A 20,897-nucleotide genomic window follows, 5' to 3' on the forward strand; every position below is an offset into this window, starting at 1 on the left:
AGCCATGCACGTCTTGCGGCTTAGAGGCCCAATGCCTTCTTGACGGCGGGCAAGGCGTCCGCGCTGCCGTCCTTGGTCTTGACGTTGGCAAGCCAGGGTTCGATCGCCGCCGGATTGGCCTTCAGCCAGGCGGTTGCAGCCGCCTCGCCCTCAAGGCCGTCATTCAGGATCTTGCCCATGATCTCGTTTTCCATGGGCAGGGAAAATTGCAGGTTCTTGAGGAAGGCGCCGACATTCGGGCACTCCTCGACGTAACCCTTGCGGACATTGGTATGGATCGTCGCGCCGCCGAGATTAGGGCCGAAGACCTCGTCGCCGCCGGTCAGATAGGTCAGCTTGAAATTCGCATTCATCGGATGCGGCTCCCAGCCGAGGAAGACGATCGGCTCGCCGGATTTTTCCGCGCGTGCGACCTGCGACAGCATGCCCTGCTCGGACGACTCCACCACCTCGAACGATTTCAGTCCGAAACTGTCCTTGGCGACCATGTCGAGAATCAGTCGGTTGCCGTCATTGCCGGGCTCGATGCCATAGATCTTGCCGCCGAGATCGGCGCTATGGGCGGCGATGTCCTTGAAATCCTTGATGCCGAGTTCCGCGCCCTTGGCGTTGGTCGCCAGCGTGTATTTCGCGCCGGTCAGGTTTTCCCGCAGCGTCTCGACGGATTTGTCTTCGCGATAAGGGGCGATATCGCCTTCCATGGTCGGCATCCAGTTGCCGAGGAAGACGTCGATGTCCTTGTTTTTCAAGGATGTATAGGTAACGGGTACGGAGAGAAGCTTGACGTCGGTTTCATAACCCAGGCTTTTCAGAAGCACGGTGGCGGTCGCCGTCGTGGCGGTGATGTCGGTCCAGCCCACATCGGAAAAACGCACCGTACCGCAACTTGCCGGCTCGGCCGCGCCGGCCGCGCTGAACGTCATGGAGGAGATTGCTGCGGCCAAGGCCAGACAGCGACTTCTATTTGCAAACATCGCTTGCTCCCTGTTTTTTCGTTCCCTTGCCATTATCAATATCTGCCGGGCACAATCAACTCGCGTGCATTTGCGTGCTTTGGCGCACCGTTTGCGACAAAATCGTGAAAATGGCCGTGTTTCGCCGGTTGATGAGGAAATTGGCGGATTGCGGAAATCTGTGTTTTTCCCATCGCCACACTTTTCAATCCGCTTCTTCGCCGTCAAAAGACGCTTACTGCAGCATCGGCTCATAAACAGGAATCTGTTCCATGAGGCGCGATGTGCCGATTCGATAGGTTGGAGCATTGTGAAACGTCCGAAGGACGCGAGGGTGCTCCGGGAGTGGATAATGGCAAAACTCTATTTCAATTATTCGACGATGAATGCCGGCAAATCGACCATGCTGCTGCAGGCGTCCTATAATTATCAGGAACGCGGCATGCGCACGCTGATCTTCACGGCCGCCTTCGACAACCGGGCGGGCGTCGGTCGCGTCGCCTCGCGCATCGGCCTGTCCTCCGACGCCCTGACCTTCGATGAAAATACCGACCTCTTCGCCGAGGTATCGGCCCTTAATGCCGAAGCACCGGTCGCCTGCGTTTTCATCGACGAAGCCAATTTTCTCTCCGAACACCATGTCTGGCAGCTGGCCGACATTGCCGACAGGCTGAATATTCCGGTCATGACCTATGGCCTGCGCACGGATTTTCAGGGCAAGCTATTCCCCGCCTCGAAGGAACTGCTCGCCATCGCCGACGAGCTTCGCGAAATCCGCACCATCTGCCATTGCGGCCGCAAGGCGACGATGGTGGCCCGTTTCGACAATGAAGGAAAGGTCGTGACGGAAGGCGCGCAGATCGAGGTCGGCGGCAATGAAAAATACGTTTCCTTCTGCCGCCGCCATTGGGTGGAGACCGTCAAGGGCGGCTGAGTGTCTGCGTCCGGTTGCCGCATTTGATTTTTCGCAAAGATGGCTTGCCTGCTCCTGCGCTAAGACGAGGGCGACACATTCGCGTGGATGTGCTTTCTCTCAGGAGCAAAATTATGCAGAACAAAACTGCCAAATTCGCCAGCCTCGCCATCATCGCGGGCCTTTTCGCCTTTCCCGCCCTCTCGGCTGAAATCGAAGTGAAGATGCTCAACAAGGGCAGCGACGGCCAGGCGATGGTCTTCGAACCGGCAACCGTCAAGGCCGCCGTCGGTGACGTCATCACCTTCGTTCCGGTCGACAAGGGCCATGATGCGGCAGCCGTCAAGGAAATGATCCCCGAAGGCGTCGCCGACTTCAAAGGCAAGATGAACGAGACGGTGAAGGTGACGGTCGACAAGGAAGGCGCCTATGTCGTCAAATGCACACCGCATCTTGGCATGGGCATGGTCGCTCTCATTGTCGTTGGCGACGCACCGCCGGCCAATCTGGATGCTGTCAAGAACGGCAAGCTGCCGAAGAAAGCCCGTGACCGGCTGAATGCCGAGATCACCAAACTCGGCCTGTAACCGCATATCCCCACGGCTCCGCGGCGGCAATATCCGGTTAAGCAGTCTGAGCATGCCGGAATAGCCGACGCGGACCGCAGGTTGAGAAAAGTTTCGCAATCATGTTGTATCCCGGTTGACCGGGACATATCTGGAAGACAGTAAATGACCGTGGTTTTTCCGAAGCACCGAAAGGGCGCGGATTGAGCCACGGATTTTTCTTCCGGCGTCCAGCCCCACGGGCAGAGGAGACTATGACGACATGATCGACCGGATCACCGCATTGATTCAGGCAGCCTTCAGCGCCATCGGCAAGGCCGCCGGCATGGTCGTCGCCTGGCTTTTGTGGCCCTTCATGGCCGCCCATGGCTGGTATCGCGACCGCAACTGGATCATCAAGGGACCGATCGCTCTGGTTCTCATCCTGCTTGCCGGCTTTTACGGATATTTCGTCTGGCAGACGCAGGTCTGGAGCAATTTCGACCCGGACTATATCGCCCGTTACAAGCTGGCCGAACGCACCGTGCCGCCCGGACAGGAATTACCGGCCGCCACCCCGGCTGCGGCGACCGGCGCTGCCGCCAATACGTCCGCACCCGTGTGCCAGCGCTCGGCCATCGTCGATGCCGCCGCCGATCTCACCGATTTCAACGTCAACCAGAACGCGTGGATTTCCTCCATGCTGCTCTATCGTCTCGGCCTCTTCGGCATCGACTGGGACAGCACGCCGTTCCTGGACAACAAGGCTTCATTCCAGCGCGGTGTGAACCAGGCGGTGCGCCGCACCTCGGTGGAGCTGGTCGACACGCTCGGCCGCGTGCGCGGAACATCGGGTATCAACAACAATCTGCAGGAAGCGCGCGGCAACATGCAGTTCAGCGAATATTCCTGGTATTTCGGCCTTGATCCCTTCGGCCCGAAGACGCCGACACCCAGCTACTACCGCGCCGCCATCCGCAGCTTCCAGGCCTTCAACGGCGAACTGACCGCCTGCAAGGCCGTCTTCGATACCCGTGCCGACAACCTCATCCAGTTCATCGACCGTATTGCCGGCGATATCGGCTCCACCTCTGCAATTCTGCGCGAGCGTTCGGAGAATTATAATGGCGGCTGGTTCGACACCCGCGCCGACGACCGTTTCTGGTTCGCCTATGGCCAGCTCTACGGTTATTACGGCGTGCTGTCCGCCGCCGGATCGGACTTCGCGCAGGTCATCCGCGAACGCAATCTGACCAACCTGTGGAACGACACACTGGTACAGACCCGCGCCGCCCTTCGTATCCAGCCGGCGATCATTTCCAACGGCGAGGAAAGCGGCTGGATCATGCCCTCGCATCTCGCCACCATGGGATTTTACGTTCTGCGGGTGCGCTCGAACCTTGTCGAACTTCGCTCCGTTCTCGATCGCTGACAATGAAGCCGGCCCCTTGCGGCCGGCTCAGTCTATCAGCCGCAGGCGTATGGTCTTGGCCACCAGTTGCGTGCGGTTGACGCAGTCGAGCTTGCGCATGGCATTGTTCATGTAAGTATTGACGGTGTGCTCCGAGATGGAGAGAAGCTCGGCGATCTCCACGGAGGTCTTCCCCTGCGCCGTCCAGCGCACCACGTCGAGTTCCCGCTTGGTCAGGGGTGACGGTCCCTTCGAGCCGACGCGGCAAAGGCGGTCATAGACCTCCAGGGCGTGCAGGGCGATCATGCCCAGTTCGTTCAGCGACGCCTGCGACAGGGGCTCGCGATCGCCTGCGAAATTTATCAGATGCCGGTTTCCATACATGCCGGTCACCGGCACCATGAGGCCGGAGGCGATGCCCATGCTGCCCACCGAGGCCACCGCCTCCATGAGCGGCTCACAGGCAAGATCCGGGTCCTCCAGCGACCAATATTGCGGCATCATCGATGAGGCGCCGCGCTTTATGACAGGACAGTCCCCAAGCGCACCGTCCTTGGTCATCGCATTCACGACCCAGACCGGCAGGCTGCTTTCAAGAACCGTCGGCAAAGCATAAGCGTTGGATCCGCCTGGCAACCGCAGCAGCGTCACATAGGCGTAACCGAACGCATGTGTCACCTCCCGCAGCGCCTCTAGCCACTGGGATTTGTCGGTAGCGGCCGACAGGTCCCGGCACAGTCTGGCCTGGCGCTCCGTTTTCACCATTCACACACCGCCGCCATATCGGGCTGCGACGAGCCGGAGGGAGGAACACATGCCACGGCCAAACGGGGTTGCGACCTTCATAACCGACGGACCCCTGGCCTAAAGCGCCGGTTTTTCGGACTTGTCTTTCGGCTTCGCCATCAGTTTCTCAAGGAAACCGAGCATGACCGCCGAAACGACAAAAGCCAGATGGATGAGGGTGAACCACATCAGCTTGCTGTCAGAATACTGGTTGGCATTGAGGAATATCTGCAGCAGGTGGATCGACGAAATCGCCACGATCGACGACGCGACCTTGATCTTCAGGCTGCCGGCATCGAGCTTGCCCAGAAATGAAACTTCGGCATCCGCATCATCGAAACGGCTGACGAAATTCTCGTAGCCGGAAATCATCACCATGACGATCAGGCTGGCCACCAGCGCCGCATCGATCAGGCCAAGCATGGCAAGGATCATGTCCGCTTCATCGTAGATGAAAACATTCTTCGCAACTTTGAGGAATTTCAGCGCGAAGGAAAAGGCATAAACCGCCAGCGCCGCAACAAGCCCGAGATAAAAGACGACGAGCAGCCAGCGGCTGGAGAGAATGATCCGCTCTACGAGCAGTTCAAGAGACTTCATTTCCGTATCCGATTAATAAACTGTCTATTGTTGGGGCATGCTTTGTTTCGCCATGTAAACTGGCTGCGAATATCCTAGCAAGCGGCAATGTCGGGACTTTGGCAGGACCGTGGCGTTTTTCGTTTCATTCCGCGCGGGGGTAGGACAAAGCCGGCCCGTAACATTTCTGCAACATACGGTTATGCTTTAAAACATGATGTAAAAAGTCATATATAATATGTTGACAGTTATCATCATGTTTTCTAGTCCTCACCTATCGGCTCGCCCGTAACAAATCAGAACATTTCCAGCCGCGCTGAGTGCGGCGCGTTTTCGCGCGCCGTGGCTTGTCCGCGCGCCTTCCGGGGGTATTTAATGTCCATCTCGCGCACGCAATCCGCGCTGCTTCTGTGCACTGCCATGTCTCTTCTGCCCGTTGCCGGCCCCGTGCTGGCACAGGAAGCCACCTCGCAGGCGAACGGCACCACCACGCTTGAAAAGATCGTGGTCAAGGGCAAGCGCGTACAAAGCGCCAACGCCGCCGCCGACACGCCGCTGGCAAGCCAGACAACGGCGGAAGAGATCAGGAAGAAAGACATCGGCAGCATCAGGGACCTCGGAAACTCGACCGAGCCGGGCGTCGACTACGTGGACGCCAAGCCCGGCAAGCCGGGTGGATTGTTCATCCGTGGTCTCGGTGGCGCCCGTGTCGTGACGCTGATCGATAATATCCCCGTCCCCTTCTTCGAAAACTTCGCCCGTCAGGGTCAGGCCACCACCACTTTGAGCAATACGAATTCGAGCTTCGATTTCTCTTCGCTTTCGACTGTGGACGTGGTGCGCGGTGCCGATTCCAGCCGCATCGGCTCCGGCGCTCTTGGCGGCGCGCTGGTGTTGCGCACGCTCGAGCCGGAAGACCTGATCGGCGAAGGCAGGGATTGGGGCGGCGTCGCCAAAACCACCTATGACAGCGAAGACAGAAGCGTCGGCGGATCGCTCGCCGTCGCCAAGAAGATCGAGAACACCTCGGTCCTGTTCCAGGGTTCCTACAAGCGCGGCAACGAGACGGACAACAAAGGCACTGCCGATGTCTACGGAATGAGCCGCACCAAGCCCAATCCCGCCGACACCTATGAAAGCAACCTGATGTTCAAGATCCGCCAGGATCTGGAAGGCGGCCACCGCATCGGTCTTACAGCCGAGCGTTATTCACTGAGAAACCGCAGCGACATGCGAACCCTGCAGGGCGTCAGCATAACGGGCACGGGATCGAGCTATCGGATCGGCGATTACCGCGGTTATGAGGATACCGAGCGCGATCGCGTATCTCTCGATTACGAATACGACGCCCCTTCGACCGACGGCTTCATCGATGCCGCCAATCTTTCGCTTTACTGGACGCGTCTTTCCAAGGAATCCGGTGCCGGCGACCGCCTGACCAACAATTCGCTCTACATCCGCGAAGACAGCATGCGCAACAGCGCATTCGGCATCGTCGGCGGCCTCGAATCCGGCTTCGAGCTTGGCGGCGTGCAGCACACGGTCCGTTTCGGCGGCAACGCCATGACGACCGATTTCAGCCAGGAGCTTTACGCCAACACGGCCGGAGTGACGTCTTCGTCGCAATCCGACATGCCTGACGTGAGCGGCAAGAGCCTCGGGCTCTATCTTGATGACGAAATCGCATTCGGCAACGGCTTCCGCCTGACCCCCGGCCTGCGCTTCGATTCCTACGATTACGATCCGGATGGTTCGGTATCAAGCAATAGCGGCTACAATACCTTCGGCCTGCCGAGCGGCAACAGCGGCTCGCGCTTCTCGCCGAAACTGCTTGCCACCTATGACGTGACGCCGGAACTTCAGCTCTTCGCACAATGGTCGATGGCCTATCGCGCGCCGACGATCAATGAATTGTACCTGAACTTCTCGAACGTCAGTTCCGGTTACGCCGTTATCGGCAACTCCGACCTCAATCCCGAAACCAGCAATGGTTTCGAAATCGGCGCGAACTATGCGTCGGGCGATCTGGCCGGAAGCCTGACCCTGTTCCATAACAAGTACAAGAACTTCATCGAGCAATATACGACCTCGACCACCCTCTTCCCCGGTTTCGGCGGCAGGGGTAACGGATCGCTCTTCACCTATCGCAACCGCGCCAATGTCGAAATTTCCGGCGTGGAAGCCAAGGTTCGCAAGGATCTTGCAAACGGCTTCTTCGCCCATGCGTCTCTCGCTTACGCCTATGGCAAGGACACCGACACCAACGAGTTCATCCGCACGGTGGCGCCGTTCAAGTCCGTCGTCGGTCTCGGCTATGCGCAGGAAACCTGGGGCACGGAATTCACCGGCATTTTCTCGTCCGGCATGCGTGACGACAAGACGGCCAGCACCTTTGACGCCCCCGGTTACGGCATCTTCAACCTGAGTGGCTGGTGGGAGCCGGAACAGACCAAGGGACTGCGCATCCAGGCCGGCATCTACAACCTGTTCGACAGAAAATACTGGAACGCCGTCGGCGTCCGCGACATCAACCCCAACGCTGTCAGCACCGTCAACCAGCCGGTCGACTTCTATTCCGAAGCCGGACGCACCTTCAAAATCTCCCTGACCCAGAAATTCTAAAACGGGCAGGACCACCATCTCCAGTCGGGGCGGCCTTCGGGTCGCCCCTTTTTTGTCAGCGGCAATAGAGATAGCCGCCCTTTCTTTCCAGCACGTCGAGATGCAGGTGATCCTGATGGGTGGCATCGCTGCCGGGCGAGAGAACCGTGCGGAAGAACAGGCACGCGGCGGCTGTAATCGTGCGCTGGAAGGCGCCTTCCGGCGTCCCGTCCTCACCGCGCGGCTTCATCACCAGCGGCTCGCCCTTGTCAAAGGCGATGGTGGAAATATCCACGGCATTGCCCTTGGCATGTTCGGAAATCTTGCCGTTTTCCGCACTGTTGCGGTTGCGGCAGATATAGGTCGAGGCATTGGCGATGGCCGTCACCTTCTTTTCCGGCAGTGCAAGGGCCGCCGCCGGCAACATCATCTCCTTGGTCCAGCGGGAAAGGGCAAGCGCGGTTTCGCAGCGCATGGTGCCTGATGGTTCGAGCTTGATGCCGGGCAGCACCACGGAAAGCTCAATCGGCGCTTCGATGCCACAGCCCTGCTCCTCGTCCCGGATCGGCTCAAGCTTTTTGAATTCCGCACCGATCTCCTTCAGCGCACCGAGGCAGGCCTCAAGTTCTGCGGGGTCTTCCGGCTTTACCGGTTCGCGCGGCTTCTCCTCCGCTTTTTTCACCCCGTCAGCCGGTTTCTGCTGTCCCTCGCTGCCCTTGCCCTCGCCTTCCTTTTTCGGATCACCGGGCTCCTTGTCAGCGGCTGTCTTTTCGCCATCCGGTTTCGATGCTTCCGGCACCTGAGGCTTTGGCGCCGGTTTCGGCGCTTCAGCCGGATTTTGCAGCTTTTCCTCCGGCGGCTTTTCCGAAGGGGTGGAGGATTGCGCCTCGCCCGGTTTGGGCTGTGGCACGGGCACCTGGGGCGGCGGTTCAGAGGCGGCAATCAATGCGAGGCTGGCTACCAGAAGACACAGGCGATGAAGCATTGTACGGGGTACTCCTGACCGTTTCGGCAGGACAGGAACGCGCCGGCGGCCGGTAAGGTTCATTCCGTCTCTGAATCCGCTTGCCAAGGCGGATCGTGCACGCTAACAATTTTCCCATGAATATCGTGTCTATGAACATTGCTAACTGGTGGTGGAGCAGCTTTACGCGGCCTTGACCAGTCATGTCTTCAGACAAAGTCCAAGCCGCCCGAATTTTCAGGCGGCTTTTTTGTTATTTTGCCGCCTGTCATCGGGCCTGAACAACAGGAAGTACGAAAGAAATGGTAACGATCATTCAGGATGACGGAGCGGAAACCTACGAGACGAAAGGCGGCATCAAGGTCAGCCGAAAGCGCCGGCCCGCCGATTATGCCAGCGCCATCGATAATTACATCGAAAAGCTCGATTCCCATCGCGGCGCGGTTTTTTCGTCCAACTATGAATATCCCGGCCGTTACACCCGCTGGGATACGGCCATCATCGACCCACCGCTCGGCATTTCCTGTTTTGGCCGCAAGATGTGGATCGAGGCCTATAATGGCCGTGGCGAAGTACTGCTCGGCTTCATCGCCGAAAAGCTGAAGGCGACGCCCGATCTCACGCTTGGCGCTTCCACCACGCGCCGTCTCGATCTCACCGTCAACGAGCCGGATCGCGTCTTCACCGAAGAAGAACGTTCGAAAATCCCGACCGTCTTCACCGCGCTGCGCGCCGTCGTTGATCTCTTTTATTCCAATGCGGATTCGGCCATCGGCCTGTTCGGCGCCTTCGGTTACGATCTCGCCTTCCAGTTCGATGCGATCAAGCTGTCGCTTTCGCGGCCGGAAGACCAGCGCGACATGGTGCTGTTCCTGCCCGATGAAATCCTCGTCGTTGACCACTATTCCGCCAAGGCCTGGATCGACCGCTACGATTTCGAAAAGGCCGGCGTCACGACGGATGGCAAGTCCTCCGACATTACGCCCGAGCCCTTCAAGACCACCGATACGATCCCGCCCAAGGGCGATCACCGTCCCGGCGAATATTCCGAACTTGTCGTGAAGGCCAAGGAAAGCTTCCGTCGTGGCGACCTGTTCGAGGTCGTTCCCGGCCAGAAGTTCATGGAGCGTTGCGAAAGCAATCCGTCGGCGATCTCGCGCCGCCTGAAGGCGATCAACCCGTCGCCCTATTCCTTCTTCATCAATCTCGGCCATCAGGAATATCTGGTCGGCGCCTCGCCGGAAATGTTCGTGCGCGTCTCCGGCCGCCGCATCGAGACCTGCCCGATTTCAGGCACCATCAAGCGCGGCGACGATCCGATTGCCGATAGCGAGCAGATACTGAAACTGCTCAATTCGAAAAAGGACGAATCCGAACTGACCATGTGTTCGGATGTGGACCGCAACGACAAAAGCCGCGTCTGTGAACCGGGTTCGGTGAAGGTCATCGGCCGCCGTCAGATCGAGATGTATTCGCGCCTCATCCACACGGTTGACCACATCGAAGGCCGCCTGCGCGACGACATGGATGCCTTTGACGGCTTCCTTAGCCACGCCTGGGCCGTCACCGTCACCGGCGCACCGAAACTCTGGGCGATGCGCTTCATCGAAGGCCATGAAAAGAGCCCGCGCGCCTGGTATGGCGGCGCGATCGGCATGGTCGGCTTTAATGGCGACATGAACACCGGGCTGACGCTGCGCACCATCCGCATCAAGGACGGCATTGCCGAAGTGCGCGCCGGTGCGACGCTGCTCAACGATTCCAACCCGCAGGAAGAAGAAGCAGAAACCGAACTGAAGGCTTCCGCCATGATATCGGCCATTCGTGATGCCAAGGGCACCAACTCTGCCGCCACCAAACGCGATGCCGCCAAGGTCGGCACCGGCGTCAAGATCCTCCTCGTCGACCACGAAGACAGCTTCGTGCACACGCTGGCGAATTACTTCCGCCAGACGGGCGCGACCGTCTCCACCGTCAGATCGCCGGTCGCCGCGGATGTGTTCGATCGCTTCCAGCCCGATCTGGTCGTTCTGTCTCCCGGCCCCGGCAGCCCGACGGATTTCGACTGCAAGGCAACGATCAAGGCCGCCCGCGCCCGTGACCTGCCGATCTTCGGTGTCTGCCTTGGCCTTCAAGCCCTGGCGGAAGCCTATGGCGGCGAGTTGCGCCAGCTTGCGGTGCCGATGCACGGCAAGCCCTCGCGCATCCGCGTGCTGGAGCCCGGTCTTGTCTTCTCCGGTCTCGGCAAGGAAGTGACCGTTGGCCGTTACCATTCGATCTTCGCCGATCCCACCACCCTGCCGCGTGATTTCATCATCACCGCGGAAAGCGAGGACGGTACGATCATGGGTATCGAACACGCCAAGGAACCGGTGGCCGCCGTTCAGTTCCACCCGGAATCGATCATGACGCTCGGCCAGGACGCCGGCATGCGGATGATCGAAAACGTGGTGGTGCATCTGACCCGCAAGGCAAAGACGAAAGCCGCGTGATGGCTGCTGCCGACGCTATCAGCATCGAACCGATCCGGGCGGAGCACGTTGAAAGCTTTCATCGTGCTCTCGATGCGGTGTCGCGCGAGCGAAAATATCTGAGCTTTCTGGAGGCGCCGCCGCTCGAAGCGGTGCGCGCCTTCGTGCATGACATGATCGAAAACGGCCATCCGCAATTCGTGGCGATTGTGGACGATGAAGTTATTGGCTGGTGCGATATTCGCCGCGTGAGCAGAGAAACCCGCGCCCATTGCGGCACGCTCGGCATGGGCATCCTGCCAGCCTATCGTGACAAGGGGCTGGGTGCGCGGCTGATGCGGCGGACGCTCGATGCCGCCCGTCAATGCGGGCTGCATCGTATTGAATTAAGCGTGCATGGGGACAATGCCAGAGCCATTGCGCTTTATGAAAAGATCGGCTTCGTGCATGAAGGCCGGGCACGCGACGCCGTTCTGATCGACGGGCATTACACCGACAGCCTGCAGATGGCGGTCATCTTCGGCAATTAAGCCCTCGGCAGCGAGGCGGAGATGCAGAGCGCGAACTTCTTCAGAAGCTGCACGTCGAAATGGCCTTCCCGGCGCAGCATCCAGGTCAACGCATCATTCGCCGTCCACGGCTTCTTGTAGGGCCGGACCGAGGTGACGGCATCATAGACATCGCAGATCGCCGCGATGCGGGCGTAAAGGCTGATCTCGGCGCCAGACCGCCCGCTCGGATAACCGCCGCCATCCATCCGCTCGTGATGATTGAAGCAGACATCCAGAACCATCTCCGGCATCTGCTCGTTGCGCGACAGGATATCGCGCCCGAAGGCGGGGTGGAGATTGATGATCTCCCGCTCATTCGGGCTCAGCCCATCCGCCTTGTTGAGGATAGAAGAGGGAATTTCCACCTTGCCGATATCATGCAGCAGGCCACTGATCCCCAGCAGATCGACCGTTGCCTTATCCAGCCCGAGATAGCTGCCGAAATGCATCATCAAACCGCTGACGGAAACCGAGTGGACGAAGGTTGTTTCGTCCTTCGACTTCAGGCGTGTGACGCCGATGAAAATCGCCGGGTTCGATTGCACCGCTTCGGAAATCTTGCCTGTTTCCGCCGCCATGCCTTTCAGCGATACGACACCCCCCGCTTCGACAGCCGCAAAAGTCTCGGCCACCGCATCGGCGGCCGAGCGCACGGCATGGCTGACGGCCGCCATGGTTTCGGAAGAACTGTCCGGTTTCACCGGTGCGGCGGTGCCGGCACCCGGCCCGCCTTCAACATCATTTCCCCTGGCGGTATTGATGACGATGCTTTCCGCGCCGCTTGACTTCAGCTGCCGCACCACATCCTCATGCCGCAGGAGAAAACGATGCCGCTGCATGATGTGCCGGTTCGACAGCGTTCCCTCGACCGCCTCGATAAACATGCCAACAGTCAATTGTCGGGTGGAAATTCGCTTGAGCATCAGACGCTTTTATTTTCCTTCCCGGGAATGGTAACGTGACCCGCTATTGGTAAAGGCCAACGTAAAACCAGCCCTCAGACGGATAAAGATAAGCCCGCCGAACTATTCAACTCTGCAACACAGAACATAAGATAGCACGAATATGAAAATTTTTTACTCCGGATATATTTAAAACACGAAGAATCAATCTGAATACATCAAGAAACAACCTGAGAATGTGAACACTAAAAAATCTCGCGCATAACGCAAAGCTGGAGCCAAAGAAGAACCGCATGAATTCGAAACTTGAAACGCGCATCGATCAGGGTACGGGCCGTCAACCGGCAGATATGGTTCTAAAAGGCGGACGCTTCTTCGACCTCGTGACCGGGGAACTTGTTGCGTCGGATATTGCCATCTGCGGCGATACCATCGTCGGCACCTGCGAAAACTATGAGGGCCGCCGGGAAATCGATATTACCGGCAAGATCGTCGTTCCGGGTTTCATCGATACACATCTTCACATCGAATCATCGCTCGTCACCCCCCATGAGTTCGACCGCTGCGTTTTGCCTTATGGCGTCACGACAGCCATTTGCGACCCGCATGAGATCGCCAATGTTCTGGGGGTGGAAGGGCTACAATTCTTCCTCGACAGCGCCATGGAAACCATCATGGACATCCGCGTGCAACTGTCCTCCTGCGTGCCCGCGACCCATCTGGAAACATCGGGCGCCGATCTGCCGATCGAGAAACTTTTGCCGTTTCGCAATCACCCGAAGGTCATCGGGCTTGCCGAATTCATGAATTTTCCCGGCGTCATCCACAAGGACCCGGTATGCATGGCGAAGCTTGAGGCGTTTCAGGGCCAGCATATCGACGGCCACGCACCGCTTCTGTCAGGCACCGCGCTGAACGGCTATCTCGCCGCCGGCATCCGCACCGAACATGAATGCACGAATGCACCGGAAGCGCTCGAAAAAATCCGCAAGGGCATGCATATTCTGGTGCGCGAAGGCTCGGTCTCGAAAGACCTGCACGCGCTGATGCCTGTTATCACCGAACGCCTGTCGCCCTATCTGGCGCTCTGCACGGATGACCGCAACCCGCTCGATATCGCCGAACAGGGCCATCTCGACTACATGATCCGCACCGCCATCGCCAATGGCGTCGAACCGCTCGCCATCTACCGCGCCGCCTCGATTTCCGCCGCAAAAGCCTTCGGCCTGCGTGACCGTGGCCTCATCGCGCCCGGCTGGCGCGCCGATCTCGTGGTCATCGACAGCCTGCAGAACTGCAAGGCCGGCATGGTGCTTTCCGGCGGTCGGATCGTCGATGACGCCCTGTTTGCCACCCGCAAGCCGGTCGCCCCCGTTGGTCTCGACAGCGTCAAGGCACGACCGGTACTCGCTTCCCATTTCGGCGTGCCTGTCACCGAAGGCGAAACACCGGTCATGGGCGTGCTTCCCGGCAAGATCATCACCGAACATCGCCGCTATAAACTGCCGACGGATGGCAACCAGACGACAGTCGATCTCGAGAACGACATCATCAAGGTCGCCGTCATCGAACGACACGGCAAGAACGGCAACCATGCCAATGGTTTCGTTCAGGGTTTCGGCCTGAAGAAAGGCGCCATCGCCTCCACCGTCGGCCATGACAGCCACAATATCTGCGTCGTCGGCGTGAGCGAAGACGACATGGCGCTGGCCGCCAACCGGCTCGGCGAAATCAAGGGCGGTTTCGTGGTGGTGGAAGACGGCAGGGTGAGCGGCGAAATCGCGCTTCCCGTCGCCGGGCTGATGAGCCTCGAACCCTACGAGACGGTGCGCGACACGCTGCACACGCTCAGAAAAGCGGCCTATGCGCTCGGCACCACACTGGAAGAGCCTTTCCTGCAGGTGGCCTTTCTGCCCCTGCCCGTTATCCCGCATCTGAAGATTTCGGATATGGGCATGGTGGACGTGGACCGGTTTGCGCTGATCTGATTGACCGGAAAACATCCCGGCTGGGAGGATGAAACGCCGATCCCTATTCCTGTGCTTGTCACAAGAGTGGAGGATCGGCAAAAATCATTATGTCTCCCCTCAATCCGAGGGCAGCAGCTTGCGGAAATAAACCACCCGTTCCGTCTCCTCAAACCCCAGTGCCGCATGCATGCGATGGGAATCGACGTTTGCAATATCGGCATCGGAAGCAAGCTCGCTCACGCCCTGACCAACCGCCCAGCGGGTCACTTCGGCCACCAGCGCGGCGGCAACGCCCTGTCTGCGAAACGCCTCCTCGACATAAATTCCCTCAAGAAACGCCACGGGAGAGGTATCGCAGCCGTTGACGTAATCCCGCCGCAGGCTGACCTCGGCAAAACCGATGGCCACTCCGGCCGGATCGTGGACAATCAACCCAGCCCCGGTTTCGGAAACGTCCCGCAATTCCGCCATATGTTCGGCGGGCGAGGTATCCGGCCACAGCCGGTGCCGCAAAAGGCACCAGTCATCCCGATAGTCGGCGGCGTTTCCAATGACGAATTGACCACTCATGCAACGATCCCGCAAAATACATCCAGCCCCTCGAGCTTCACGATATCAGCATCGAACAGCGGCGCAAAACCCGGCATCGGCACAATATCCGTGACACGCATGGCCTTCGGCACCGGAAACTCCACCGCCTCACGCGTCAGGTTGAAAACGAACAGCAGTTTTTCGTCACCCTTGCTGCGCGTGAAGGCCAGCACATCGAGGTTGGTCTTGATGAAGTGTATGTCCCCGTCACGCAGCGCGCCGTGACCTTTGCGGAAGGACAAGACAGCGCGGTAATGGTTCAGTACCGAGTCCGGCTTGCGCTCCTGCGCATCCACAGCCTGCATGGCATGGACATAGGGCACCGGCAGCCAGGGCTTTTCAGCGCTTGAAAAACCGGCATTCGGCTTGCCGGTTTCCCACACCATCGGCGTGCGGCATCCGTCGCGCCCCTTGAAGGCGGGCCAGAAACGAATGCCATAGGGATCGCGCAGATCCTCAAACGCAAGCTCGGCCTCGGTCAGCCCCAGCTCCTCGCCCTGATAGAGACATATGGAGCCGCGCAGGCTGGCGAGAACGCAGATGGCGAGCTTCGCCACCCGTGTCTGCTCCTCCACGCTTTCGGAAAAACGGCTGAGATGGCGCACCACATCATGGTTGGAAAAGGCCCAGCACACCCAGCCATCCGTCACCACCTTGCCGAAGGTCTCCACCGAGGCGCGCAGATGTTTTGCACTGAAATCCGGCCCCAGCAGGTCGAACGTATAACACATATTGAGTTTGTCATTGCCGGATGTATAGGCCGCCACCGTCTTCAGCGAGCGCGCCCCATCTCCCACCTCGCCCACCGTGGCGCGGCCTTCATATTCATCGAGCAGCGCGCGGAAGCGCTTGAGGAAAGCCACGTTTTCCGGCCGCGTCTTGTCGTAGAGATGGTCCTGCATACCGTAGGGATTGACGTCGGATGCATCGAGGCCAAAACTTTCCTCGTCGAAAAGCGGCGGGTTGTCGCGCAAAAGCTTGTCATGGAAATAATGGTTGACGGTATCGAGCCGGAAACCGTCCACGCCGCGTTCCAGCCAGAAACGTACTGTTTCGAGAAGCGCATCCTGAACCTCGCGATTGTGGAAGTTCAAATCCGGCTGCGAGGCGAGGAAGCTGTGCATGTAATATTGCTTGCGCACGCCGTCCCATTCCCATGCCGGGCCGCCGAAAACGGAAAGCCAGTTGGTGGGGGCGGTGCCATCCGGCTTGGGATTGGCCCAGACATACCAGTCGGCCTTGCTGTTGGTGCGGCTCGCCCGGCTGTCCACAAACCATGGATGCTGGTCCGACGTGTGTGAAATGACCTGATCGATGATGACCTTCAGCCCCAGCCGGTGCGCCTCTGCCATCAGCGCGTCGAAATCGGCAAGCGTGCCGAACATCGGATCGACATTGCAATAATCGGAAACGTCATATCCCATATCGGCCATGGGCGAGGTGAAGAAGGGCGAGAGCCAGATGCCGTCGACACCGAGCGAGGCGATATAGGGCAGGCGTTTCGTCACGCCGGCAAGATCGCCGTAACCGTCACCCGTCGTATCCTGAAACGAGCGCGGATAGACCTGATAGATCACCGCTCCCTTCCACCAGTCCGATTGCGCTTGGGGTTTGTGGACCGGGGCATGGGGTAACGTCATCGGCGATCTCCTGATGTGTCTGGCGGGAGAATATAAAGCCTGTGCGGCCGCGTAAACCGGAACTTCGCACACGCACAAACGGCCACAACCGCCCTTGTCAGCGGCGCGCACTCGTCGTAAGCCGCATGGCTGGAAAAAACGGGAGGATGACGGCGTGGGCGGACGGTTTCTGTCGATTGGCGAATGCATGGTGGAACTGTCGCAGGCCGGCAACGGGCTGCTGCGCAAGGGTTTTGCGGGCGACACCTTCAATACCGCCTGGTATGCGCGCGCCTGCCTGCCGGGCGACTGGTCGGTCGATTATTTCACCGCACTCGGCGACGATCCTCTCTCTGAAGACATGCTCACCTTCATCGCGGATGCCGGCATCGGCACCGAAAAAATCCGCCGCATCAAGGGCGGCACGCCCGGCCTCTACCTCATCAACCTGAAGGACGGCGAGCGGACCTTCAGCTACTGGCGCAACGCCGCCGCCGCAAGACAGCTCGCCGCCGATGCGGACCACCTGCGCAGGACGGTGGAAAGCGCCGATGTCGTTTATTTCTCCGGCATCACGCTCGCCATTCTCGCCTCCGCCCATGATGTCGATACGTTCCTCGCCGAACTGCGCCGCGCCAGGGCGGCGGGCAAGCTGGTGGTCTTCGACCCCAACATCCGCCCGCGCCTGTGGGCGGACAGGGATACGATGCTCGAGACCATCTCCAACGGCGCACGCGCCGCAACGCTTGTCATGCCAAGCTTCGATGACGAGGCGAGCCATTTCGGCGATGTCTCCGTGGAAGCGACCATCGACCGCTACCGTTCCCTCGGCGTCGAGAACATCGTCGTGAAAGACGGCGCCAAGGGCGCGACACTCGATTTCGGCGGTAGTCGCAGTCATGCACCGGCGGTGAAGGCCGTGGACGTGGTGGATACGACAAGCGCCGGCGACAGCTTCAACGGCGCCTTCCTCGCCCGTTACGTGACCGGCAGCTCGCCGGAGGAAGCGGCCACCTTCGCAGCAAGGGCGGCGGCAACCGTCATCGGCCACCACGGCGCGCTGATCAGCCCCGAGCTGCTGCCGCTGGTGGGATAAGGCTCCGTCGCACCGGGGGAGCGCCGTGGATAACCGCAAACTTCTGCGCAAAAACCACGCTTCCCCGCCGTCACACACCCTGACATGATCCTGTAACACGCGCGCCGCATATACGGGCAGAAGCCGGGCAATGGGGATTCGCCCGTGCGCAGATGAGCAGGATCAGTGTTTCATGACGAGAATCACGATTGTCACAGATGCCTGGCACCCGCAGGTCAACGGCGTGGTTCGTTCGATAGAAAACACCAATACCGAACTGGCACGGCTGGGTGTGGATGTGCGCATGGTCACGCCGCAGAGTTTCTACAACATCCCCTGCCCCACCTATCCGGAAATCCGCCTTTCCGTCGCCGGTTATCGCCGTGTGGCGGCGGAGATCGAAAAAAGCCAGCCGTCTTTTGTGCATATTGCGACGGAAGGGCCGCTCGGCTTCATGGCACGGCGCTGGTGCGTGAAGAACCATATGCGCTTTTCCACCAGCTATCACACCCGCTTTCCCGAATATGTCGCGGCACGTTTCCCCGTCCCGGAAAGCTGGCTTTACGCCTTCGTGCGCTGGTTCCACAATGGCGGCAACACCTGCATGGTGGCGACGCCGAGTCTTGAGACCGAACTGGAAGCGCGCGGCGTGCGCAACCTGAAGCGCTGGAGCCGCGGCATCGACGCCGAACTTTTCCATCCCCGTCCGAAAGCAAAGCTGCCTTTCGACCTGCCGCGGCCGATCTTCATGACGGTGGGGCGTGTGGCGGTGGAGAAGAACCTGCCGGAATTCCTGGAACTGGACCTGCCGGGATCGAAGATCGTCGTCGGCGACGGCCCCGCCCGCCATGAATTGCAGGAAAAATATCCGGATGTGCTGTTCACCGGCGTCAAGACCGGTGAGGACCTCGCCGACGCCTATGCGCAGGCCGATGTCTTCGTTTTCCCTTCGAAGACCGACACGTTCGGCAACACCATTCTGGAAGCGCTGGCAAGCGGTGTGCCCGTGGCCGCCTTCCCCGTCACCGGACCGATCGATATTCTCGGCGGTAACCCGGCAGCCGGTGCGCTGGACGACAATCTTCGCGATGCCTGTCTGGCGGCGCTTCATTGTTCGCCGCAGGAGGCGCTGGCGCTTTCCAGGAGCTACAGCTGGGAAAAGGCCTCAAAGCAATTCCTCGACAATGTCATCCACGCCGCCGGAAAATCCTTGCCGCTGCTATCCCGTTCGCAGCTTGCCTGAGGATTCCGTTCGGAAACGGTGGACGAAACGGAGCGAGAATGTCACAAGGCGATCAGGACGCGACTGCCGTTATCTTTAGAACGGGGTCGGGCTGCTGATTGACGTCAGGCGGCTGCCGCGAGAACACGCTGGCCGTCCTCTGTTTCCGGATGATACCGCCATTTTCAGATGCCGCTTCAGGATAAGGGAAGAAGCTCTTTCTGCTGGGCTGCGCACCAGTGGTTGATCTTCTCGATGATGTCCTTTGCAGCAATCGGCAGGGCGCTGTTGGGTATGACAGCCACCGTCCCGTGGAAAACCAGCACCAGACTATCCGGCGGCGTGATGGCGAGATGGTAGCGCGCCCAGCTCAGCTGCACGGTGTCCAGTCTTGTGACCTGCTTGTAACCCTCGGGTCCTATCTCGACCTCCGTGTGAGGCGAATACATCCGATCATTGGCAATATTCCAATGTGCCAGAACCTCGTAATAGGATTTCATCTCCTTTCTCGAGCCCCACGAGATAATGAACCATATGGCGAGGGCCACAAACGGTGCGGGTGCAAACACCCAATAACCGACCACCGGCCAGACGCCCGGAAACCACGGCAGGCTTAAGGAATAGATGAAACCGGCAGCAAGTCCCGCAAACGAGGATAGATGCGCTCTGGCCGAGGCAAAATGGCGCTTCCAGGACTTGTCACAAATCATGCTGTAATTTTCATAGGCCTGATTTTGATAGCCGTGGACATAGTCGGGCACATGTTTCGGATCGGGCGTGAAGCTTATTGAAATCGTGTCATCGGCCATAGGAACACGTCAATCCCGTCGCAGTTAAAGCCCAGTCTGCGTAGCAACATTGCCCTTATAAATCAAAAGACCTTTTGCTGACAAAACCTTCGGGATCGACGCCCTGCGGCGTGACTTGCCTTCACCACGCTCCGTTGAGCATCTGGCCGAAAAGCGGCACGGTCCGCGCCTTGCCGTCGCGATCCGTTACCGAAAGCGATGCGGCCATCTGTTTCGGCGACTTGCGGAACCAGTTGGCGGCAACGCTCGCCATATCGCCGATCATCGCCTGTTTGTGCCAGTCGGCAAAGCGCTTGGCCGTGGCTTCGGGTTCGGAGCGATAGAAGAAATCGCCGGATTGCCCGAGATCGTTGATGGATGCCGCCATGGCGACAAGCGGCCGCTGGAACATTTTCGCCGGCACGGAAAGCCCATCGGCGCCTTGCGAAAAGGCAGGCGCCATGAAATCGATAGCCCAACCATCGGCCTCCACCCAGCAGTGGAAATTATCGCCTGCGCCCGTCACATAACCGTCGTCGCGATGATCGGCGAACAGCAGGACGGTGCCGCCAAGATTATAGGCCGCAAGCCCACCCTTCGGCACGGCCTTCACCTTGTAATGCTGCTGCAGGATGAAGGCACCAAAAGTGCTGAAATACATGGAGGCCGAAGCGGGATCGGCATTCTGGCTGATGAGCAGGCTGTTGATGACGCGGTAAATGCGGTGATAGTCGGTCTGCTTGATCAGCATGGTCTTTTACTCTTCAAAACAAGGCGTTGGATGAGCGTCCACCGCTTGTTTCTTCTCCCCGAGGGGGAGAAGTCCGCGGCAGCGGGATGAGGGGGCGAGGCCAACAATATACGGAGAGGTTGCCCCCTCATCCGACCCTTCGGGCCACCTTCTCCCCCTCGGGGAGAAGAAACACGCCGCAGCCTTGTGCATCATAAAAACGACG

General features: G+C 59.3%; 18 protein-coding genes. 9 read left to right on the plus strand and 9 right to left on the minus strand.

From position 1 onward, the window contains the following. Positions 1 to 20: 20 nt before the first annotated feature. Positions 21 to 923, minus strand: a complete 903-nt coding sequence (locus JZX88_RS09050) for a choline ABC transporter substrate-binding protein (protein WP_371741108.1) — start codon at positions 921 to 923, stop codon at positions 21 to 23. A 382-nt stretch (positions 924 to 1,305) separates the two neighbouring features. Here JZX88_RS09050 and JZX88_RS09055 point away from each other — a divergent pair, with 382 nt between their 5' ends. The 3 genes from JZX88_RS09055 (at position 1,306) to JZX88_RS09065 (ending at position 3,843) form a co-directional block, all read left to right on the plus strand. Beyond that, a complete protein-coding gene (locus tag JZX88_RS09055; RefSeq protein WP_065113915.1) occupies positions 1,306 to 1,887 on the plus strand; it encodes a thymidine kinase in 582 nt (193 codons plus the stop codon). Positions 1,888 to 2,000: 113 nt separating this feature from the next. After that, complete coding sequence (locus JZX88_RS09060) at positions 2,001 to 2,453, plus strand: pseudoazurin (RefSeq protein WP_065113916.1); 453 nt, start codon at positions 2,001 to 2,003, stop codon at positions 2,451 to 2,453. A 241-nt stretch (positions 2,454 to 2,694) separates the two neighbouring features. Beyond that, the gene (locus JZX88_RS09065) at positions 2,695 to 3,843 is read left to right on the plus strand and encodes a DUF2333 family protein (RefSeq protein WP_206913324.1); all 1,149 of its coding nucleotides are present in this window, start codon (positions 2,695 to 2,697) and stop codon (positions 3,841 to 3,843) included. 27 nt (positions 3,844 to 3,870) lie between these two features. Here JZX88_RS09065 and JZX88_RS09070 read toward each other — a convergent pair whose 3' ends face one another. Further along, the gene (locus tag JZX88_RS09070; protein ID WP_110756123.1) at positions 3,871 to 4,587 is read right to left on the minus strand and encodes a LuxR family transcriptional regulator; all 717 of its coding nucleotides are present in this window, start codon (positions 4,585 to 4,587) and stop codon (positions 3,871 to 3,873) included. 99 nt (positions 4,588 to 4,686) lie between these two features. Continuing rightward, positions 4,687 to 5,208, minus strand: coding sequence for a TIGR00645 family protein (locus JZX88_RS09075; protein WP_065113919.1), 522 nt, complete (start codon positions 5,206 to 5,208; stop codon positions 4,687 to 4,689). Positions 5,209 to 5,562: 354 nt separating this feature from the next. On the opposite strand from JZX88_RS09075, the gene JZX88_RS09080 reads away from it, so the two are divergent. Then, positions 5,563 to 7,809, plus strand: a complete 2,247-nt coding sequence (locus tag JZX88_RS09080) for a TonB-dependent hemoglobin/transferrin/lactoferrin family receptor (protein WP_206913325.1) — start codon at positions 5,563 to 5,565, stop codon at positions 7,807 to 7,809. A gap of 55 nt (positions 7,810 to 7,864) precedes the next feature. On the opposite strand, the gene JZX88_RS09085 is transcribed toward JZX88_RS09080, so the two are convergent. Beyond that, entirely contained in the window at positions 7,865 to 8,773 is a 909-nt protein-coding gene (locus JZX88_RS09085) for an extensin family protein (RefSeq protein ID WP_206913326.1), read from the minus strand. Between the two features lie 281 nt (positions 8,774 to 9,054). Between JZX88_RS09085 and JZX88_RS09090 the strand changes: the two genes are divergently transcribed. Beyond that, the gene (locus JZX88_RS09090) at positions 9,055 to 11,244 is read left to right on the plus strand and encodes an anthranilate synthase (RefSeq protein WP_142857182.1); all 2,190 of its coding nucleotides are present in this window, start codon (positions 9,055 to 9,057) and stop codon (positions 11,242 to 11,244) included. After that, positions 11,244 to 11,753 carry a GNAT family N-acetyltransferase gene (locus JZX88_RS09095; RefSeq protein WP_065113923.1) on the plus strand — a complete coding sequence of 170 codons (510 nt, stop codon included), beginning with the start codon at positions 11,244 to 11,246 and terminating at the stop codon, positions 11,751 to 11,753. The genes JZX88_RS09090 and JZX88_RS09095 overlap by 1 nt, the downstream gene beginning before the upstream one ends. On the opposite strand, the gene JZX88_RS09100 is transcribed toward JZX88_RS09095, so the two are convergent. Continuing rightward, positions 11,750 to 12,697 (minus strand): HD-GYP domain-containing protein, encoded by a 948-nt coding sequence (locus JZX88_RS09100; RefSeq protein WP_206913327.1) that lies wholly within the window; start codon positions 12,695 to 12,697, stop codon positions 11,750 to 11,752. The genes JZX88_RS09095 and JZX88_RS09100 overlap by 4 nt on opposite strands. 272 nt (positions 12,698 to 12,969) lie before the next feature. On the opposite strand from JZX88_RS09100, the gene ade reads away from it, so the two are divergent. Next, a complete protein-coding gene (ade, locus tag JZX88_RS09105) occupies positions 12,970 to 14,664 on the plus strand; it encodes an adenine deaminase (RefSeq protein ID WP_206913328.1) in 1,695 nt (564 codons plus the stop codon). Between the two features lie 99 nt (positions 14,665 to 14,763). Here ade and aac(6') read toward each other — a convergent pair whose 3' ends face one another. Both aac(6') and JZX88_RS09115 read right to left on the minus strand, forming a co-directional pair. Next, positions 14,764 to 15,216, minus strand: coding sequence for an aminoglycoside 6'-N-acetyltransferase (aac(6'), locus tag JZX88_RS09110; protein ID WP_206913329.1), 453 nt, complete (start codon positions 15,214 to 15,216; stop codon positions 14,764 to 14,766). Then, on the minus strand, positions 15,213 to 16,877 hold the full coding sequence (locus JZX88_RS09115; protein WP_206913330.1) for an alpha-glucosidase family protein: 1,665 nt from the start codon (positions 16,875 to 16,877) through the stop codon (positions 15,213 to 15,215). Before JZX88_RS09115 ends, aac(6') begins: the two co-directional genes overlap by 4 nt. A 154-nt stretch (positions 16,878 to 17,031) precedes the next feature. Here JZX88_RS09115 and JZX88_RS09120 point away from each other — a divergent pair, with 154 nt between their 5' ends. Both JZX88_RS09120 and JZX88_RS09125 read left to right on the plus strand, forming a co-directional pair. Next, positions 17,032 to 17,952, plus strand: a complete 921-nt coding sequence (locus JZX88_RS09120; RefSeq protein ID WP_161991714.1) for a sugar kinase — start codon at positions 17,032 to 17,034, stop codon at positions 17,950 to 17,952. 172 nt (positions 17,953 to 18,124) lie between these two features. Further along, positions 18,125 to 19,174 (plus strand): bifunctional monoglucosyl/glucuronosyl diacylglycerol synthase, encoded by a 1,050-nt coding sequence (locus JZX88_RS09125; RefSeq protein WP_174034273.1) that lies wholly within the window; start codon positions 18,125 to 18,127, stop codon positions 19,172 to 19,174. A 176-nt stretch (positions 19,175 to 19,350) separates the two neighbouring features. Here JZX88_RS09125 and JZX88_RS09130 read toward each other — a convergent pair whose 3' ends face one another. Together JZX88_RS09130 and JZX88_RS09135 are read right to left on the minus strand one after the other, a co-directional pair. Then, complete coding sequence (locus JZX88_RS09130) at positions 19,351 to 19,962, minus strand: hypothetical protein (protein ID WP_206913331.1); 612 nt, start codon at positions 19,960 to 19,962, stop codon at positions 19,351 to 19,353. Between the two features lie 121 nt (positions 19,963 to 20,083). After that, complete coding sequence (locus tag JZX88_RS09135; RefSeq protein ID WP_206913332.1) at positions 20,084 to 20,692, minus strand: DUF2026 family protein; 609 nt, start codon at positions 20,690 to 20,692, stop codon at positions 20,084 to 20,086. Positions 20,693 to 20,897 lie beyond the last annotated feature (205 nt).

The organism is Agrobacterium sp. OT33 (genome assembly GCF_017313365.1).
GTDB classification, from domain to species: domain Bacteria; phylum Pseudomonadota; class Alphaproteobacteria; order Rhizobiales; family Rhizobiaceae; genus Agrobacterium; species Agrobacterium rhizogenes_A.